Source organism: Pseudorhizobium xiangyangii (genome assembly GCF_020531965.1).
Classification (GTDB): domain Bacteria; phylum Pseudomonadota; class Alphaproteobacteria; order Rhizobiales; family Rhizobiaceae; genus Neorhizobium; species Neorhizobium xiangyangii.
Genome location: NZ_JAJAWH010000006.1, coordinates 159843 through 176339, shown reverse-complemented (window position 1 = coordinate 176339; position 16497 = coordinate 159843). Strand labels below are relative to the sequence as shown.

16 protein-coding genes, 1 tRNA gene and 2 riboswitches are annotated in these 16497 nt (G+C 59.3%); of the genes, 8 read left to right on the top strand and 9 right to left on the bottom strand.

From position 1 onward, the window contains the following. Positions 1 to 3: 3 nt before the first annotated feature. The 3 genes from LH464_RS07305 to LH464_RS07295 form a co-directional block, all read right to left on the bottom strand. A complete protein-coding gene (locus tag LH464_RS07305; protein ID WP_226785711.1) occupies positions 4 to 678 on the bottom strand; it encodes an LON peptidase substrate-binding domain-containing protein in 675 nt (224 codons plus the stop codon). 106 nt (positions 679 to 784) lie between these two features. Then, the gene (gene trxA / locus LH464_RS07300) at positions 785 to 1759 is read right to left on the bottom strand and encodes a thioredoxin (protein WP_226785710.1); all 975 of its coding nucleotides are present in this window, start codon (positions 1757 to 1759) and stop codon (positions 785 to 787) included. A 53-nt stretch (positions 1760 to 1812) separates the two neighbouring features. Next, entirely contained in the window at positions 1813 to 2334 is a 522-nt protein-coding gene (locus LH464_RS07295) for a prolyl-tRNA synthetase associated domain-containing protein (protein ID WP_226785709.1), read from the bottom strand. Positions 2335 to 2612: 278 nt separating this feature from the next. Between LH464_RS07295 and LH464_RS07290 the strand changes: the two genes are divergently transcribed. Further along, positions 2613 to 2687, top strand: a tRNA-Gly gene (locus tag LH464_RS07290). Positions 2688 to 2796: 109 nt separating this feature from the next. Here LH464_RS07290 and LH464_RS07285 read toward each other — a convergent pair. Next, complete coding sequence (locus LH464_RS07285) at positions 2797 to 3810, bottom strand: aldose epimerase family protein (protein ID WP_226785708.1); 1014 nt, start codon at positions 3808 to 3810, stop codon at positions 2797 to 2799. Between the two features lie 98 nt (positions 3811 to 3908). Next, positions 3909 to 4829, bottom strand: a complete 921-nt coding sequence (gene metA, locus LH464_RS07280) for a homoserine O-acetyltransferase MetA (protein WP_226785707.1) — start codon at positions 4827 to 4829, stop codon at positions 3909 to 3911. Positions 4830 to 4885: 56 nt separating this feature from the next. Further along, positions 4886 to 4963: riboswitch (SAM riboswitch) on the bottom strand. Positions 4964 to 5124: 161 nt separating this feature from the next. On the opposite strand from metA, the gene LH464_RS07275 reads away from it, so the two are divergent. The 7 genes from LH464_RS07275 (at position 5125) to LH464_RS07245 (ending at position 13479) form a co-directional block, all read left to right on the top strand. Further along, positions 5125 to 5775 (top strand): thiamine diphosphokinase, encoded by a 651-nt coding sequence (locus LH464_RS07275; RefSeq protein ID WP_226785706.1) that lies wholly within the window; start codon positions 5125 to 5127, stop codon positions 5773 to 5775. Between the two features lie 3 nt (positions 5776 to 5778). Next, complete coding sequence (locus LH464_RS07270) at positions 5779 to 7602, top strand: ABC-F family ATP-binding cassette domain-containing protein (protein ID WP_226785705.1); 1824 nt, start codon at positions 5779 to 5781, stop codon at positions 7600 to 7602. A gap of 149 nt (positions 7603 to 7751) precedes the next feature. Further along, complete coding sequence (locus tag LH464_RS07265) at positions 7752 to 8198, top strand: response regulator (protein WP_226785704.1); 447 nt, start codon at positions 7752 to 7754, stop codon at positions 8196 to 8198. Positions 8199 to 8254: 56 nt separating this feature from the next. After that, positions 8255 to 8354: riboswitch (TPP riboswitch) on the top strand. A gap of 36 nt (positions 8355 to 8390) precedes the next feature. Further along, positions 8391 to 9392: a thiamine ABC transporter substrate binding subunit gene (gene thiB / locus LH464_RS07260; protein WP_226785703.1), complete on the top strand. Its 1002-nt coding sequence runs from the start codon at positions 8391 to 8393 to the stop codon at positions 9390 to 9392. A gap of 9 nt (positions 9393 to 9401) precedes the next feature. Continuing rightward, positions 9402 to 11033, top strand: a complete 1632-nt coding sequence (gene thiP, locus LH464_RS07255; protein ID WP_226785702.1) for a thiamine/thiamine pyrophosphate ABC transporter permease ThiP — start codon at positions 9402 to 9404, stop codon at positions 11031 to 11033. Continuing rightward, positions 11020 to 11742, top strand: coding sequence for a thiamine ABC transporter ATP-binding protein (locus LH464_RS07250; RefSeq protein WP_226785701.1), 723 nt, complete (start codon positions 11020 to 11022; stop codon positions 11740 to 11742). The genes thiP and LH464_RS07250 overlap by 14 nt, the downstream gene beginning before the upstream one ends. Before the next feature lie 192 nt (positions 11743 to 11934). Next, on the top strand, positions 11935 to 13479 hold the full coding sequence (locus tag LH464_RS07245; protein WP_390624940.1) for a M48 family metalloprotease: 1545 nt from the start codon (positions 11935 to 11937) through the stop codon (positions 13477 to 13479). Positions 13480 to 13489: 10 nt separating this feature from the next. On the opposite strand, the gene LH464_RS07240 is transcribed toward LH464_RS07245, so the two are convergent. The 4 genes from LH464_RS07240 to LH464_RS07225 all read right to left on the bottom strand — a co-directional run bounded on the left by LH464_RS07240 (position 13490) and on the right by LH464_RS07225 (position 16497). Beyond that, positions 13490 to 14353 carry an RNA polymerase factor sigma-32 gene (locus LH464_RS07240; RefSeq protein WP_226785699.1) on the bottom strand — a complete coding sequence of 288 codons (864 nt, stop codon included), beginning with the start codon at positions 14351 to 14353 and terminating at the stop codon, positions 13490 to 13492. Positions 14354 to 14645: 292 nt separating this feature from the next. Continuing rightward, the gene (locus LH464_RS07235; RefSeq protein WP_226785698.1) at positions 14646 to 15215 is read right to left on the bottom strand and encodes a CarD family transcriptional regulator; all 570 of its coding nucleotides are present in this window, start codon (positions 15213 to 15215) and stop codon (positions 14646 to 14648) included. Between the two features lie 376 nt (positions 15216 to 15591). Beyond that, complete coding sequence (gene fdxA / locus LH464_RS07230) at positions 15592 to 15930, bottom strand: ferredoxin FdxA (protein ID WP_226785697.1); 339 nt, start codon at positions 15928 to 15930, stop codon at positions 15592 to 15594. A 219-nt stretch (positions 15931 to 16149) separates the two neighbouring features. Further along, positions 16150 to 16497, bottom strand: a complete 348-nt coding sequence (locus LH464_RS07225) for an RNA-binding S4 domain-containing protein (protein WP_226785696.1) — start codon at positions 16495 to 16497, stop codon at positions 16150 to 16152.

Genomic DNA, 16497 nt, shown 5'->3' with positions numbered 1-16497 from the left:
CACCTACTGCAGCATGTTGTCGGAATCCCCGCCACCGCGGGCAAGCAGGATTTCAGTGATCGCCACAAGCGTCTCGGCCCGCGTCTTCAGATCCGGCGCCTCAAGCAGAGCCTGCTTTTCAGCCGGACCGAAGGGAGACATCATCGACAGCGAATTGACGAGCGTCCGGTTGCCGGCGCGCTCGACGCTCTCCCAATCGGCCTCCAGCTTGTTCGCATCCAGATAGGCTCGGAACACGCGCAGCAACTCCGCCCGGTTCACCGTCCCCTCGTCGTCGTCAGTCGATAGATCCGCCAGCAGCGGGGCGACCTTGAACGTCCGGTAGGGGTGGCCTTCACCGACTTCCTCAAACAACCGGAAACGACAGACACCACTCAGCGAAGCGATATAGCGGCCATCGCCGGTCTCGGCGAACGATGTGATACGACCGATACAACCCACGCTGCTCAGCCCGGGTCGGGTGGCGTCACCATTCTGCTGCTCCGTCAGCGCCGGCTGCACGATGCCGATCAGCCGGTCGCCGGCAAGCGCCGCATCGAACATGGCGAGATAACGAGGCTCGAAGATATTGAGCGGCAACTGGCCGCCCGGCAATAACAAGGCTCCCGTGAGTGGGAATACCGGAACCGTTTCCGGCAAATCTTCCCGCTTCACGTATCTGGCATTTCCCACAATCATGGGGTCCAACCTCCCGGACCGCAAACGGGCGGCATGGATATGACGCCTTTGGCGGTAATGTGGGGCACCCGCGATGGATCGCAAGTGCGCCTTTTAACTACCTGTGTCAGGAGAACAGGATCGATGACATTCGACGACGGGCGGCGGTGGTCGCCGGATCCTTCGGACCCCACGCCTCAAAGAACTCCACCAGCTGTCGGCGGGCTCCGTCATCATCGAAGGTCCGGTCCTTGCGCATGACCGTCAGCAGATGCTCGGCTGCCTCTTCCCGCCTGCCTTCGGCGTTACGGATTTTTGCAAGCTTCATGCGCGCCTCGTGATTATCCGCATTCAGCACCAATTCCTGCTCGAGAGCCTGGGGATCCCCAAGCTTGCGGGCCTCCTCGAACTGCTCCAGTTTCTTGGCCACAGCCTGGATCGCAGCATCCTGCGCAATCTCTTCCGGAAGCGATTGGAGCATCTGCGAGGCACGAGCCAGGTCACCCAACTCGATCATGCAGCGCATCATGCCCGCAGCAGCCTTGGCATTGGCCGGGTCTACCTGCAGCACAGCGCCGTAAAGCTGAGCCGCACCCTGAGTGTCGCCAGTGCCCATCAGCGTCTCGGCCTCGCCAAGCACAGCCTCTATCTCGGCAGCCTGATCGGCACCGGCGGGACCCGCAACCCGGTCGATAAACTCGCGAAGCTGGGTTTCCGGGACAGCGCCCATGAAACCATCCACGGGGCGACCATCCACGAAGGCAACGACAGCCGGAATGGATTGGATGCCCATCTGTCCGGGAATGGACGGATGGTCGTCGATGTTGAGCTTGACCAACTTCACCCGGCCCTGCGCCTCGTTGACGACACGCTCCAGTATCGGTGTGAGCTGCTTGCAGGGACCACACCAGGGAGCCCAGAAATCGACCAGGATGGGCTGGTTCCGCGAGTCTTCGATGACATCCGCTGTAAACCCTGCCGTGCTCGTATCCTTGACATGCACACCACCGGCATCGTTCGTCGCCGAGGGGGCGCCAAACTGCGTGGAGCCGGTCATCTGACCGCCATAGGAGCCGCCGTAGGGATTGTCTGTGCCGCTCATCAATTTGTCTCCCGGGTCTCGTCGCCGCGTTACATGAGGCGAAACATCGTATGTCAGTCGGTCACTTTCAAGACAAGCGGTGTATGACCCGTCGCTTCAAGGAACCGTAGAAGATCACCGCTGTCGATGGAGGTGGTGGCATCGTTCGACAGGGGATGCCCGTTGATGACGTCGTGGCGCATCAAGTCTTCGTCAAGGATGAAGGTGACGTCGCCGCCAGCATCATTGATTGCTCCGAAGACGGTGACCGAACCGGGCACGACCCCGAGATATTCCATCAGTTTTTCCGGTCTGCCGAAAGAGACGCGGCCTGACGCGCCGATAACCTTATGGACAGTCTTCAGATCGACCGTGGCATTCTCCTCGACCGTCAGCACGAAGTAGCGATCCTTCTTGTCCTTCACGAAGAGGTTTTTCGTGTGACCGCCGGGAATCTCGTCGCGCAGGCTCGTTGATTCCGCGACAGTGAATACCGGTGCATGAGCTTTGGTGGAATGGGAGATGCCGAGCCCGTCCAGGAACAGGAAGAAATCGCCAGCGGTCCTGGGAGGAAGCATAGAGGAGGTATCGTTCATGTTTCTGGCCACAGGAATGGAGAAAATGCCGTCGGATGTTGATACTCTTGGCTTAGCGCGGCCGGCCAGGTCCGGCAAGTCATCGGACAGGGAAAGCGACGGTGGCGCTGTTGGTGTGCTGCCGGCAGCCGACAGGCTTGTTTGAGGCGTTGTAAAAAATTCTCCCGCCGGGCATCATTTCCCTGTTGCAATCGAAAATCACTTAGGCCATATAGCGCCCGTCGCCGCAACAACGGACGACACCCGATCCACCTACTACCCCAGGATCGCGGATATGAGCGGGTGTAGCTCAGGGGTAGAGCACAACCTTGCCAAGGTTGGGGTCGAGCGTTCGAATCGCTTCACCCGCTCCATTTTCTTCCAGAACTCATGCCGATGTGTTTCGCGACGTTGCAAACGTCAGAGCATCGCTGTGGCAGCAGGACCAGCCTGCCGCCTCTCACATCCAATTCTCTTTTCTTTTCAGTTCTTCGAAAAAACGTAGTCGGTTTCCTGCCGCAGAACCTCACCCGGTCGAAGCACGGCATTGGGGAAGTTCGGGTGATTGACCGCATCAGGCCAGATCTGCGTTTCCAGGCAGAAGCCGGCGAATGGGCCGTAGCGCCGTCCCTCATGACCGGGCACCGCCACGTCCAGCTTGAAACCAGCGTAGAATTGCAGGCCAGGCTCGGTCGTGCGCACCTCCAGCGAAACGCCGGAATTGACGCTACGCGCCAACGCCACCGACCGCTTCGCCACTCTTTCTTCGGACAGACAGAAATTGTGATCGAACAGCACCTGCTCGCCATCTTCCTGTCGATTCATCGGGCCCATCCTGCGGAGATCAAAGCCTGTGCCCGCGACAGGCATCAACTCGCCGGTAGGGCACTGCCTGTCGTCAACGACGGTAATCTCGTCGGCAGCGATCATGATGTCGTGACCAAGCGCATCCTCTCGCCCGTCGAGGTTGAAGTAGGTGTGCTGGCAAATGTTGCAGGGTGTGGGCTGGTCGGCAGTTGTCTCGTAGGCCACGTTGAGCACGCCGTCGGCTTTAAGGTGATAGGTTGCGGTGACCGTGCAATTACCCGGATAGCCCGCGCGCCCGTCCGGATCGATGATTTGCAACACCACCCTGTCGTCCGCGAGATCGACGATCTCCCAGTTGCGCTTCGCGATACCGTCGCTGCCGCCATGCAGATGGGTCACGCCCTTTTCGTTGAGTTCCAGCTGGTACTGCTTTCCGTCCAGCGCGAATTTTCCACCGGTTATGCGGTTGGAACAGCGTCCGGGCGTAGCGCCAAAATAGGACGAGTACTTCGGATAGTTGTCGAAACTGTCGAAGCCCAGCACGAGAGGCGGCTGATGACCTTCGAGCCGCAGATCCTGGATCACCGCACCCCAGGTCATCACATGCGCGGTCAGGCCGCCGCCAGCGATCTTCACGCGGTGAACCGTTTCGCCTTTCGCCGTTTTCCCGAAAACTTCCCGTTCAACCATGCCATGCCTCCCTGGTCAGCGCCGGCTGAACCTGATCGATTTGCGCGCCTCGCGCAACGGCTAAGCTTTGCAGCCTGGTCAGGACAAAGGAGACGGAGCTACTCCGTGCCGATCTTCTCCAGATCATAATGCGTGGTCTGATAGATCTCGTTGATCCAGTTTCCGAACAAAAGGTGGGCGTGGCTCCGCCACCGGTTCTGCGGCGGCAACGCGGCGTCGTTGTGCGGAAAATAGTCGTGCGGCATCTTGATCGGCACGCCGGCATCAACGTCGCGAAAATACTCGTCCGCCAGCGAGGTCGAATCATACTCGACGTGGTTGAACATGTAGAGCCGCCGCCCCTGCCTCTCATGGACCAGGCAGACGCCCATTTCCTCGGATTCCATCAGGATCTCCAGTTCGGGAACCCTGACGATGTCCTCGCGGCGAACTTCTGTCCAACGCGATACGGGAACCTGGAAATCGTCGGAGAAACCTGAGAGATAAACCGACGCGGGGCACAGGTTGCGGTGGCGATAGACACCGAAGGCCTTCTCCTTCAGCTCGTGCTTCGGCACGCCGTGGAAGTGGTAGATCGCCGCCATTCCGCCCCAGCAGACATTCATCGTCGAATGGACATTCGTCGTGGTCCAGTCGAGAATCTGCTGCATCTCGTCCCAGTAGGTGACGCTTTCATAGGGCAGTGTTTCCACCGGGGCCCCGGTGATGATGAAGCCGTCGAACTTGCGGTGCTTCACTTCCTCCCAGGTCTGATAGAAGGAAAGCAGGTGTTCTTCCGATGTGTTCTTCGCCTTGTGGCCGCCGATCCGCACAAGCGAAAACTCGACCTGCAACGGCGAGGCGCCGACCAGCCGCGCCATCTGAAGTTCCGTCTTGATCTTGTTGGGCATGAGGTTGAGAAGCCCGATCTGGAGCGGACGGATGTCCTGCCGCACGGCGGCTGTTTCCGTCATGACCCGCACACCCTCCTGAACCAGGGTTCCGAAGGCGGGCAGCGTATCGGGAATCTTGATCGGCATCACACACTCACAAAAACGAAAAAGCCGGTGGCGACAAATCGCAACCGGCGCGTGGAAGTGCTCTTCTCGCGGCCCTTTAGCGACTTGTTTAACGTGGCTGCAAGCCGACCGGCCAAATCACCACGAAGTACCGTTTAAATAGGCTCTTCTTCCGCGAAGGTCAATCAGCAGGCAAGCGCGTGCCTTGCACGAGTGCCCGGACCTCCCTTCCAGCGCCATATACTACCTCCCGCGTCGCCTCGGTTTACACAAGCGGCTTTCCCTGCCCTACCGGATTGGGCTATGGGCTTGGCGGATGACAAAGGCGACATTCACGATCCTGCTCGGTGGCGAGCTTACCCTGACAGACCGGCTTCGCCGTTCGGTTGAAGGCAGCCGCATCATCGCAGCCGACGGCGGCATGCGTCACGCGGCTACTCTGCAAATGGAACCGGAACTCTGGGTGGGCGATTTCGACTCCACGACACAGGCGCTGATCGACAGATGGCCTCAGGTCGAACGCCAGCCCTTTCCAACGGCAAAGAACGAGACGGACGGTGAAATCGCTACCGCCGAAGCGATCGAGCGTGGCGCGGAGCGGTTGATCTTCGTCGGGGCGCTCGGCGGCGAGCGCAGTGATCACGCCATCCAGCATCTGCTTCATGCGTTGAGCCTCGCCGAACGTGGATTTGACGTTGTCCTGACCTCGGGCACAGAGGAAGCCGTACCCTTGCTGCCGGGTTCACGCCACCTTGACCTGCCGACGGGCTCGCTGTTCTCGGTGATCGGCTTCTCCGACCTGGAGGGGCTGGATATCAGCAATGTCCGCTATCCGCTCCACAGGTTCTCTTTGCCCTTCGGTTCCGCCCGTACCATTTCCAATGTTGCCGAAGGCTCCGTGAGCTTCGCGCTTGATCGCGGCAAGGCAATGATCCTTGCACGCCCCTATGACCTGACTGGAGCCTGATCCTTGGCACCCCCGATCCTGAAACTCGACGATATTTTCCTTAGCTTCGGTGGCACCCCGCTATTGGCGGGCGCGGGCCTGCAGGTGGAGCCGGGAGACCGCATCTGCCTCGTCGGACGCAACGGCTCCGGAAAATCGACGCTGATGAAAATCGCCGCCGGAATGGTGGAGGCACAATCCGGCGAAGTTTTCCGCCACCCCAGCGCCACGATCCGCTACCTGGAGCAGGCTCCGGATTTTGCGGGTTATTCCACCGTTCAAACTTATGCCGAAGCAGGGCTGGGACCTGGCGACGATCCCTATCGCGTCACCTATCTGCTCGAGCACCTGGGCCTGACGGGTGAAGAGGATCCCAATCGCCTTTCCGGGGGTGAGGCCAGACGCGCAGCACTTGCCCGCGTCATGGCGCCTGAACCCGACATCCTGATGCTGGACGAGCCCACCAACCATCTCGATCTGCCGACGATCGAATGGCTGGAAGACGAACTGAGAAAGACCCGCAGTGCACTCGTCCTGATTTCCCATGACCGACGCTTCCTGGAAAAGGTTTCCAACGCCACCGTCTGGCTGGATCGCGGCACGGCAAGGCGCCTCGACCGCGGCTTCTCCCACTTCGAGGCATGGCGGGACGAGGTTCTGGAAGCCGAGGAACTGGAGCAGCACAAACTGGGCAAGGCCATCGAGCGGGAAGAGCATTGGCTGCGCTATGGCGTGACAGCGAGGCGGAAACGCAACATGCGTCGCCTCGGCGATCTGCATAGCATGCGGGCCAACTACCGCGGCCACAAGGGACCTCAGGGCACCGTGCAGGCAACCGTCACCGAAGCCAAGGAATCCGGCAAGCTGGTGATCGAAGCCGAAGCTATCAGCAAGAACTACGAAGAGCGCACCATCGTCAGCCCCTTCTCGCTCCGCGTCCATCGCGGTGATCGGATCGGTCTCGTCGGCCCCAATGGTGCGGGTAAGACGACGCTCCTGAAGATGCTGACGGGAGAGCTGACCCCGGATGCCGGCATCGTAAAGCTGGGCACCAATCTTGAGATCGCGACGCTCGACCAGAAACGGGAGGACCTCGATCCCGAGGAAACGCTCTCGCACTACCTGACAGACGGGCGGGGTGAAACCCTTCTGGTCAACGGAGAGCAGCGCCATGTGGCGGGCTACATGAAGGACTTCCTGTTCCAGCCGGAACAGATCCGCACGCCAATCAAGAACCTCTCGGGCGGGGAGCGAGCGCGGCTTATGCTGGCCCGCATGATGGCCAGGCCATCCAACCTGCTGATCCTCGACGAGCCGACCAACGATCTCGACATCGAGACCCTCGACCTGCTGCAGGAGATCGTCGCCGGCTACAACGGCACTGTCATCCTCGTCAGCCACGATCGCGATTTCCTCGATCGCACCGTTACCTCGACCATCGCCCCTGCGGTCCCGGATGCGCCCGATGGCCGCTGGGTCGAATATGCCGGCGGCTACACCGACATGCTGGCACAGCGGAAAGGTGCGCAGGAGGAACGGCGGCACGCTGAGAAACAGGAAAAGGCCAGGAGCGAAGCATCATCGCCGTCGGTCGAGCCCGCAAAAGCAAAAGGCAAGCTATCCTTCAAGCAGAAGTTCGCGTTGGAAAACCTTCCGAAAGAGATGGCGAAGGCAGAAGCCGATATCGCCGCACGAGAAGAGAAAATGGCGGATCCCAATCTTTTCACGAAGGACCCCGGCACGTTCAACCGCTTGGCCGCTGAGCTGGAAAAGCTTCGTGAAAAGCTGATGGGCATGGAAGAGGAGTGGCTTGAGCTGGAAATGCTGCGTGAGGAGCTGGAGGGTTAAGCTTAACGGTTCGTTAGCCATACCAGCCGTTTAACCGCAGCCTTGGTGTAACGATCCGGAACAATAGATCCCGGGAGCCGTTCGGTCAGCAGTATCGATCTGGTACGGCTAAACTGGTGGCCAAGGCAACTAAACCCGGGAGACACCCAATGCTGACTAATGTACCGAGTCGTCGGCTGGCCCAATCGGCAGATCAGCGCGTCCTGATTGTCGAGGACGAGTTCCTGATCGCACTTGATGTGGCTGAAACCGTCGAGGCCATGGGTCTCAAGGTCGCGGGCTTTGCAAGTGGACGCAGCCATGCCCTGGAGCTTGCCCAGACAACGGACATTGCCTTCGTCGACGTAAATTTGTCCGACGGCAGGACGGGGCCAAGCATCGGGCGAGAACTGGCCGAGACGTACGGGATCACCGTTATCTTCATGACCGGCAATCCGGAGGACGTGGAAGAGATTGAAAACGGTCCCCTTGGCGTTCTGACTAAACCCGTCATGCCGCATGTCGTGGAGCAGTCGATCAATTTCGCTGTCGCCAGCCGTACCGGAGGTATCGCCGCCGTACCGCGGGAACTGCGGGTTTTCCGGCGGCACCACTGACGGCAACAGCCTGTCTGAACAGCTTGCCAAGTGTGACATCGCTCGCTACATCTTCGCCTGATCTAACGGGGTGCCGCGTACGCGGCTGAGAGGCAATGCCAACCCGCGGAACCTGATCCGGTTAACACCGGCGGAGGGATTAGACGGCTTTTCATCAGCGCCTATTCCCTCTTTACGAATACGGAGATGTTGATGCGGAAGATTGTCCTGTCCATTTTTCTGACTTCTGTTCTGGCTTCTTCCGCGCTGTCGCAGGAAGCTAAGCTGACGATCTACACCTACGAGAGCTTCACCGCAGAATGGGGCCCGGGGCCGAAGGTCAAGGCGGCGTTTGAGAAAACTTGCAATTGCACCGTGAATTTCGTCGGCGTTGCGGATGGCGTGGCACTCCTGTCGCGGCTGAAACTGGAGGGCGAGACGACACAAGCCGATCTGGCTCTTGGCCTTGATACGAACCTCGCCACGGAGGCGAAGGCTACCAATCTGTTCGAGGCGCATGGATTGGATACGGGTCCCATCACGGTTCCCGGCGGATACAGCGACGATACCTTCATCCCTTACGACTACGGGCACTTTGCGATCGTCTACGACACCCAGGCGCTTGAGACGCCCCCAACGAGCCTTAGGGAATTGGTCGAGGGTGATCCCGCCGTGAAGATAGCTATTCAGGACCCGCGCACCTCGACGCCCGGGCTTGGCTTGCTGTTGTGGATGAAGTCCGTCTACGGCGATAAGGCGCCGGAAGCCTGGGAGAAACTCAGAGGGCGCGTCCTGACGGTGACGCCCGGTTGGTCCGAAGCCTATGGACTTTTCACCAAGGGCGAAGTGCCTATGGTGCTCTCCTACACCACATCCCCGGCCTACCATATGGTTGAAGAAGGAACCGATCGGTATCAGGCCGCTGCATTCTCGGAAGGCCACTACATCCAGATCGAGTTGGCCGGCCTGCTCAAAAGCTCAGAGAATAAGGATCTGGCGAGGCAGTTTCTGACCTTCATGATGTCACCCGCGTTCCAGAACATCATCCCGACCACCAACTGGATGATGCCGGCAGCGAAGATGTCGGAGAAATTACCCGAACCATTCGATCGGCTGGTCAAACCTCAGAAAACGCTGATCATGGATCCCGCCGAGGTGGCCAAGAACCGCCAGGCATGGATCGACGAGTGGCTTGCCGCCATGAGCGGACGGTAAACACAGCCGATGCTGACGAGAGCGGAACACCGGCGTGGAATAGGGTTGGGTATTCTCGCCTTCGCCTTCGTATCGCTTTTCGTCGGGTTGGCGGTTCTGGCTCTCCTTGGATTTGACGCCACGCCATCGCACCGCAGCCTTTTCGACGCTTACACCTGGAAAGTTCTGCAGTTCACATTGATGCAGGCCAACCTGTCGACATTGCTCTCCATAGCGCTCGCCATCCCCGTTGCACTCGCACTTGCCCGACGTCCCGAGTTCCCCGGTCGCCTCTGGATTCTGCGGCTGATGGCGCTCCCAATGGGACTGCCCGTGCTTGTGGCAGCACTCGGTCTGATCACCATCTGGGGCCGGCAGGGCCTATTGAACGGCCTGCTGCTGAACCTTGGCCTTGCGGAACCTGTCAGCATTTACGGCCTGGGCGGCATCCTCCTCGCTCACGTCTTCTTCAACCTGCCTCTGGCCTGCAGGCTGATGGTGGCGACACTCGACCGGCTACCGGGCGAATACTGGCTGCTGGCGACCGGACTGGGCATGAAGCCCTGGTCGATCTGGCGTTTCATCGAATGGCCGGCACTCGCACGGATCCTGCCGGGCATCGCGGGGCTGATCTTCATGTTGTGCGCCACCAGCTTCACGCTCGTCCTCGTCCTCGGAGGCGGCCCCGCAGCGACGACGCTTGAGGTGGCCATCTACCAATCCTTGCGCTTCGACTTCGATCCGCCACGAGCGATTGCTCTGTCCGTTATGCAGATCACGCTGACCGCCATTGTCCTCGGCCTGCTCAGCCTGCTTCCGTCCACGGACCAGACCCTTCCCGCCAGTGGTCGGCGCGTCCAACGCTTTGACGGACAAACCTGGAGCCGCCGCTTGTGGGACGGAACGGTGATCGGCTGCGCGACCCTCTTCATCCTTCTGCCGCTCTTCTCGATCCTGGCCGCAGGGCTGCAGGCGGACCTGCCAAGGCTGGTAATGAGCCCAGCCTTCCTGGAGGCGGCATCGACCAGCGCCGCAATCGCCCTGTCGTCCGGCGTCGTGTCGGTCATGATTGCAATTGCAATCATTTCAGCACGCATAGCTATTGGCGACCAGAAACAGTCAGGCAAGACTGCGCGCATGTTTTCTACCGTTCTTGCCGCCACCTCTTCGCTCGTGCTTCTGGTGCCGCCAGTGGTGTTGGGAACCGGATGGTTCTTTCTGCTGAGACCATGGGGTGACGTGACCCGAATGGCACCATATCTGGTCGTCGCGATAAACGCCCTGATGGCGCTACCCTTCGTCATGCGGGTTCTTGAGCCTGCGATTGGCGAGCACTGGCGACGCACTGCGCGCCTGACCGCCAGCCTGGGGATTGGCGGCATCGCAAAGCTCTTGCGGATCGACCGGCCTGTCTTGCTGCGGCCTGTGCTTCTGGCCCTTTCCTTCGCCATGGCATTGTCATTGGGAGATCTGGGAGCGGTGGCGCTGTTCGGCTCGAATGACTTCGTCACGCTGCCGTGGCTACTGTACCGCCGGCTCTCAAGTTACAGGACCGCGGACGCGGATGGTCTGGCACTCATTCTTGGCATCGTATGCCTCGCGCTGACATTTATCGGGACGTCCGGAATCGGCACTGACAGGAGCAAGCATGCCGGCAGGTAACCAAGCGCCGCAAATACGACTGGACAGCGTGTTGCTGACGCTGGGCGACACACAGCTTCGCTTCGATTGCAGCTTCGCGGCAGGGACAATAACTGCGATCAGCGGACCGTCCGGCTCAGGTAAGTCGACCCTGCTCAATCTGATTGCGGGGTTCGAAACCCCGGATGCAGGCAAGGTCTTGTTCGATGACAAGGATCTGACGGATCGACACCCCTCTGAACGGCCGGTTTCTTTGGTCTTCCAGGACAACAACCTGTTCGGCCATCTCGATGTGTTCACCAATATCGGGCTCGGCATCAATCCGTCGCTCAAATTGACCGAGCAGGACCGCGAAGCAGTCTCAAGATCGCTGGCCGAGGTGGGCCTGACCGGCATGGAACGACGAATGCCAGCCTCGCTTTCAGGCGGGGAGCGGCAACGGGTGGCCTTCGCACGCGCGCTTGTGCGGGAAAGGCCGGTCCTGCTGATGGATGAGCCTTTTGCCGCTCTCGATCCTGGCCTGCGGTTCAGCATGGCTTCGATGCTTCTGCGGCTCCACGAGCAGACGAAAGCCACGATCCTCATCGTTACTCATGATCCGGACGAACTGAAGCGTTTGGCGACGAATGTGGTTTTCATTGACGAAGGAGAAGTGATCGTTCAGGCGACCACCGAGGAATTCCTGACCCGATGCGGCGTGCCGGCGATTTCCCAATTCCTCTCGGGGTAGGTCGGATCGCCACAATTTGGTCTTGGCACGGTGGCATCGCAGCAACAGCGCCTTTTTGCCTGCACCGGAACTTCTTATTTGAGTGAGAGCCTCTGTGATTGCAGCGCAAAAATCGCTAAGTCGAAGAGTGCAAGTATCGCCTTTCCTGAGGTTGGGGCATTTCCGGCATAACACGTCGGATAGCGGGTCATGATGATGGTGAAGCCGATAACGAAGACGATACAGCGGGAAGGACTGGCACTCGCCCCGGCCCGTAGATTTCGCTCGGCAAGCGTTGCTACGCGAAACATCGCCATTCTGGTCGCGTCCGCAGTTGTGCTGTCGAGTTGCCAGTCTATCCTCGACCAGGCCTACCAGCCAAACGTCTCTCCCTCGGACTCGCCGCAGATCGTTGACGAGGTCCAGAAGAACGATCCGCGCGCGCAGATGGGGGCTCGAGAGCATCCTCGTATCGTTGCAAGCTATGGCGGCGAATACCACGACGAGAAAACCGAGAAGCTGGTGGCCCGCATCGCCGGGGCGTTGACGACAGTTTCCGAAAATCCGGTGCAATCTTATCGGATAACCATTCTCAATTCTCCAGCCATAAATGCGTTCGCTCTCCCAGGCGGCTACCTCTATGTAACCCGCGGTCTCCTCGCTTTAGCAAACGACGCCTCGGAAGTTGCGGCTGTTCTCTCGCATGAGATGGCCCACGTCACAGCCAATCACGGTATCGAGCGGCAGCGGCGGGAAGAGGCCGAGGTAATCGCAAGCCGCGTGGTGGCGGAAGTACTTTCAAGCGATCTTGCCGGCAAGCAGGCTCTTGCCCGTGGAAAGCTTCGTCTGGCTGCCTTCTCGCGACAGCAGGAGCTGCAGGCGGACGTCATCGGCGTGCGGATGCTCGGCGAAGCGGGTTACGATCCCTACGCGGCTCCCAGGTTCCTCGATTCGATGGCGGCCTATGCGCGTTTCTCTTCCGTTGATCCTGATACCGACCAGAGCCTCGATTTCTTGTCCAGCCACCCCAACGCACCGCAGCGTACGGACCTCGCGCGCCGTCATGCGCGCGCCCAAGGGATGGAAGGGACCGTCGGAGACCGAGGGCGCAACTACTACCTAGCCGGCATTGACGGCCTCCTCTACGGGGATAGTCCCGAGGAAGGCTTCGTGCGCGGGCAGACCTTTCTCCACGGAGGCCTTGGGATTCGCTTCGAGGTACCGCCGGAGTTCAGAATCGACAACAAGGTCGATGCTGTCCTGGCCACCGGGCCCGGCGAGACGGCCATTCGCTTCGATGGGGTCGATGCAGGCGACACAACCAGTCTGACGAACTATCTTACAAGTGGCTGGGTTGCAGGTCTCAGGCCCGAGACTGTGCGTCCCGTGACCGTCAACGGTCTGGAGGGCGCTACTGCGCGAGCTTCTGCGGAGCGATGGGATTTCGACGTAACGGTGATCCGGTTGAACAACCAGATCTTTAGGTTCCTGACGGCAGTGCCAAAGGGAAGCCCAACCCTCGATCAGGTCTCCGCGATACTGACGTCGAGCTTCCGCCAGATGACGCCGAAGGAAACTGCCGCCCTCAAGCCGCTCAGGGTGCGAGTTTTGACGGTGGGACCGCGCGATACGTTGGCGACACTTGCCGGGCGGATGATGGGAACCGACCGTAAGCTCGATCTGTTCAAACTGATCAATGCTCTGCCAGCCGGGGCGACGATTTCGCCCGGCCAGAAGGTGAAGATCATATCGGAGTGAAGGTGGCGACCTAGTTGACTGCCGCCATTTGCGGATTGGCCGAAACCAGGGCCGACTTGAGCTTTTCGATTGCGCGGCTTTCGATCTGACGAACTCGCTCCTTCGAGATGCCGAGCTCCACGCCAAGGGCCTCCAGGGTCGCGCCCTCGTCAGTGAGGCGGCGGGCACGGATGATCTTCTTTTCCCGTTCGTTAAGCTTCGTCAGTGCGCCCTGCAGCCAACGCAGCCGGCGTTCGCCATCGATCATTCCGGAGACCTGCTCATCCGGAAGCGGTTCTGCACTGGCGAGTAGATCCAGCCGTTCACCGCTGTCGGCATCGCCAGCAATGGATGGCGCCTGTAGGGATGCGTCATTGCCGGAAAGGCGCGCATCCATTGTCTGCACATCCGCAACGCTGACACCGAGCGCCACCGCGATTTCCTCGTGGATGGCACGGGACGTCAGATTGCTGTCGCCTCGGGCAAGCTTGGCGCGCAGGCGACGAAGATTGAAGAAGAGGGCCTTCTGCGCGGAACTTGTCCCGCCGCGGACGATAGACCAGTTGCGAAGAATGTAATCCTGCATCGATGCTCTGATCCACCAGCTGGCATAGGTGGAAAACCGTACGTCACGCGCCGGCTCGAACCGAGCGGCGGCTTCAAGCAGGCCGACATACCCCTCCTGGACGAGATCGCTCATCGGCAGTCCAAAGCCGCGGAACTTTGATGCCATGGCGATGACCAGCCGCATATGCGCAAGGGCGATCTGATTTCGTGCATCCTGATCATGATCGTCCTTCCAGCGGATCGCGAGGTTTCGCTCTTCGTCTCTCGCAAGATATGGAGCGGACATGGCGATCTTGATCATATTGCGATCCGCAGACATGGTCTTCATGGTCTTCTCCGTGAGATTAGCTGACCTGCCAAGAAGACGATCACCGCTTTCAGACCCGGTTGAGCAGCAGGCCGGGTAGTTGCAATCGCGCTCTTGATCCCCTTCTTAGTTCCCGGGAGGACTTGCCCTTCGAAAGGCGTCCCCTAGTTCTGTAGGAAACCAGCTTCATCGGATGCGGCTTTGGCGCGCGCACGAATTCGCCGTTCCGGCGGGGTAACGTCGCGCACAGAAAAAAGTTCCAATAAAAAACCCGGCACGAAGGCCGGGTCTTTGAGCGGGATGATTAGGCGATTTATGCCGCTTCTTCCTGAGCTTCGTCTTCTTCGAGCGCTTTGCCACGCTTCGGGCCCTTGGCGAGGTTGACCTCGACGAGGCGAACAGCTTCGGTATCGGACATCTTGTTCACGGCTGCGATTTCTCGTGCCATGCGCTCGAGGGCAGCTTCGTACAACTGACGTTCGGAGTAGGACTGCTCAGGCTGATTTTCAGCGCGATAAAGATCACGCACGACTTCAGCGATAGAAATCAGATCGCCAGAATTGATCTTCGCATCATACTCCTGCGCACGACGCGACCACATCGTCCGCTTGACGCGAGCCTTGCCCTGAACAACCTTGAGCGCCCGCTCTACGAAATCGGTCTCTGACAACTTGCGCATGCCGATGCTGACCGCTTTTGCCACAGGCACTTTGAGCCGCATCTTGTCCTTCTCGAATTCAATCACAAAAAGCTCGAGCTTCATGCCCGCCACTTCCTGCTCCTCGATGGTCGTGATCATACCCACGCCGTGAGCCGGATACACAATTGCTTCACCGGTCTTGAAGCCATGGCGCGCCGAAGATTTTTTCTGCTGGGTCGTCATTCGTCTAACAAACTCCCTTGTACGCACCCGGTGCACTACCGGGGCCGGGTCAGGCAGGCCCGGATGAGACGGGGGAAAACCGTCAGGTCACTCGATACTGGTCCGACTAACGTGCGCGAAAAAACAACTCCATCGCGAATGGCGACGACACATAGATCACTGTGATGTCACGGAGACCGCGCTTAAACGACCTATTGCTTTCGAGATGTTTTTTGGGCACGCGCGTGCCGCCTTGTGGAACAGTTCTTGTTGTCTACCACAAAAAAGTGCCGAAATCAATAATTTGCTTTATGCACAGCGAATCGAGGACAATGATCAATTGCACATCAGATAGGCAAACAGCCGTTCTGATGACAACTTTTAACGATCGACCTGATCAGTCTCCGCTACCCGGTTCGGCCGAGAAGAACTGCTCGAACTTTCCTGCGACACCATCCATCTCCTTTGCCTCCGGCATCGGATCCTTTTTGATGGTGATATTCGGCCAGACCTGCGCATAGTCGGCATTGACCTTCAGCCACTTGTCGAGACCCGGTTCGGTATCCGGCTTGATCGCCTCAGCCGGACATTCCGGCTCGCAAACACCGCAGTCGATGCATTCGTCAGGATGGATTACAAGGAAGTTCTCTCCCTCGTAGAAACAGTCCACCGGACATACTTCGACGCAATCCGTATACTTGCAACGAACACAGTTGTCAGTCACGACATAAGTCATGCGGCACTCCAGAAACCACCGTCGATCCGGTCTCGCGCTGGGAGGGTGGGAAACCGGCGGCGCAGGCGCGGTGTATCGGCTTATGGCTCGATACACGCCTTACGCTTTTGTCTGTGAGGTAGAGCCTTTCCTTACACTTAGCAAGGATAAACCTTCCATCAAAATGGCTGGATGAAGAGCATTATTCTCGACGCGTTGGCCATCGCGACACTACGAGCGTCAGGGCTTTAGCCGCCTTTGAGCACGTTCGAAGGGCGTCAGTCGCCTCTTCTCTCCAAGGGTCTCGGAAATGTCCTGGTACAGCCGGCAGGCTTCTTCGAAAGGGCCGCGACGAATCCCGGGACCGCGAACCACAAGCAGGAGGTCGCGACGCTCAAGCGCAATCCCGATCTTGTCACCCGATCGAACCATCTCACTTGAATGCTCGGCGAGCTGCCCGTTGATCGTTACGCCCCCCGAGGCGATCAGCGATTGCGCAACGGCACGCGATTTCACCATCCGGCTAAAGAAGAGCCACTTGTCGATGCGCTGAGGCGAACCGTCATGTGACTCTTCCTTGTCCACCAT

Coding starts and splice junctions, on each gene's coding strand:
- LH464_RS07305 (WP_226785711.1), bottom strand. CDS start 678: ATGATTGTGGGAAATGCCAGATACGTGAAGCGGGAAGATTTGCCGGAA.
- trxA (WP_226785710.1), bottom strand. CDS start 1,759: ATGAGCGGCACAGACAATCCCTACGGCGGCTCCTATGGCGGTCAGATG.
- LH464_RS07295 (WP_226785709.1), bottom strand. CDS start 2,334: ATGAACGATACCTCCTCTATGCTTCCTCCCAGGACCGCTGGCGATTTC.
- LH464_RS07285 (WP_226785708.1), bottom strand. CDS start 3,810: ATGGTTGAACGGGAAGTTTTCGGGAAAACGGCGAAAGGCGAAACGGTT.
- metA (WP_226785707.1), bottom strand. CDS start 4,829: ATGCCGATCAAGATTCCCGATACGCTGCCCGCCTTCGGAACCCTGGTT.
- LH464_RS07275 (WP_226785706.1), top strand. CDS start 5,125: ATGACAAAGGCGACATTCACGATCCTGCTCGGTGGCGAGCTTACCCTG.
- LH464_RS07265 (WP_226785704.1), top strand. CDS start 7,752: ATGCTGACTAATGTACCGAGTCGTCGGCTGGCCCAATCGGCAGATCAG.
- thiB (WP_226785703.1), top strand. CDS start 8,391: ATGCGGAAGATTGTCCTGTCCATTTTTCTGACTTCTGTTCTGGCTTCT.
- thiP (WP_226785702.1), top strand. CDS start 9,402: ATGCTGACGAGAGCGGAACACCGGCGTGGAATAGGGTTGGGTATTCTC.
- LH464_RS07250 (WP_226785701.1), top strand. CDS start 11,020: ATGCCGGCAGGTAACCAAGCGCCGCAAATACGACTGGACAGCGTGTTG.
- LH464_RS07245 (WP_390624940.1), top strand. CDS start 11,935: ATGATGGTGAAGCCGATAACGAAGACGATACAGCGGGAAGGACTGGCA.
- LH464_RS07240 (WP_226785699.1), bottom strand. CDS start 14,353: ATGAAGACCATGTCTGCGGATCGCAATATGATCAAGATCGCCATGTCC.
- LH464_RS07235 (WP_226785698.1), bottom strand. CDS start 15,215: ATGACGACCCAGCAGAAAAAATCTTCGGCGCGCCATGGCTTCAAGACC.
- fdxA (WP_226785697.1), bottom strand. CDS start 15,930: ATGACTTATGTCGTGACTGACAACTGTGTTCGTTGCAAGTATACGGAT.
- LH464_RS07225 (WP_226785696.1), bottom strand. CDS start 16,497: ATGGTGGACAAGGAAGAGTCACATGACGGTTCGCCTCAGCGCATCGAC.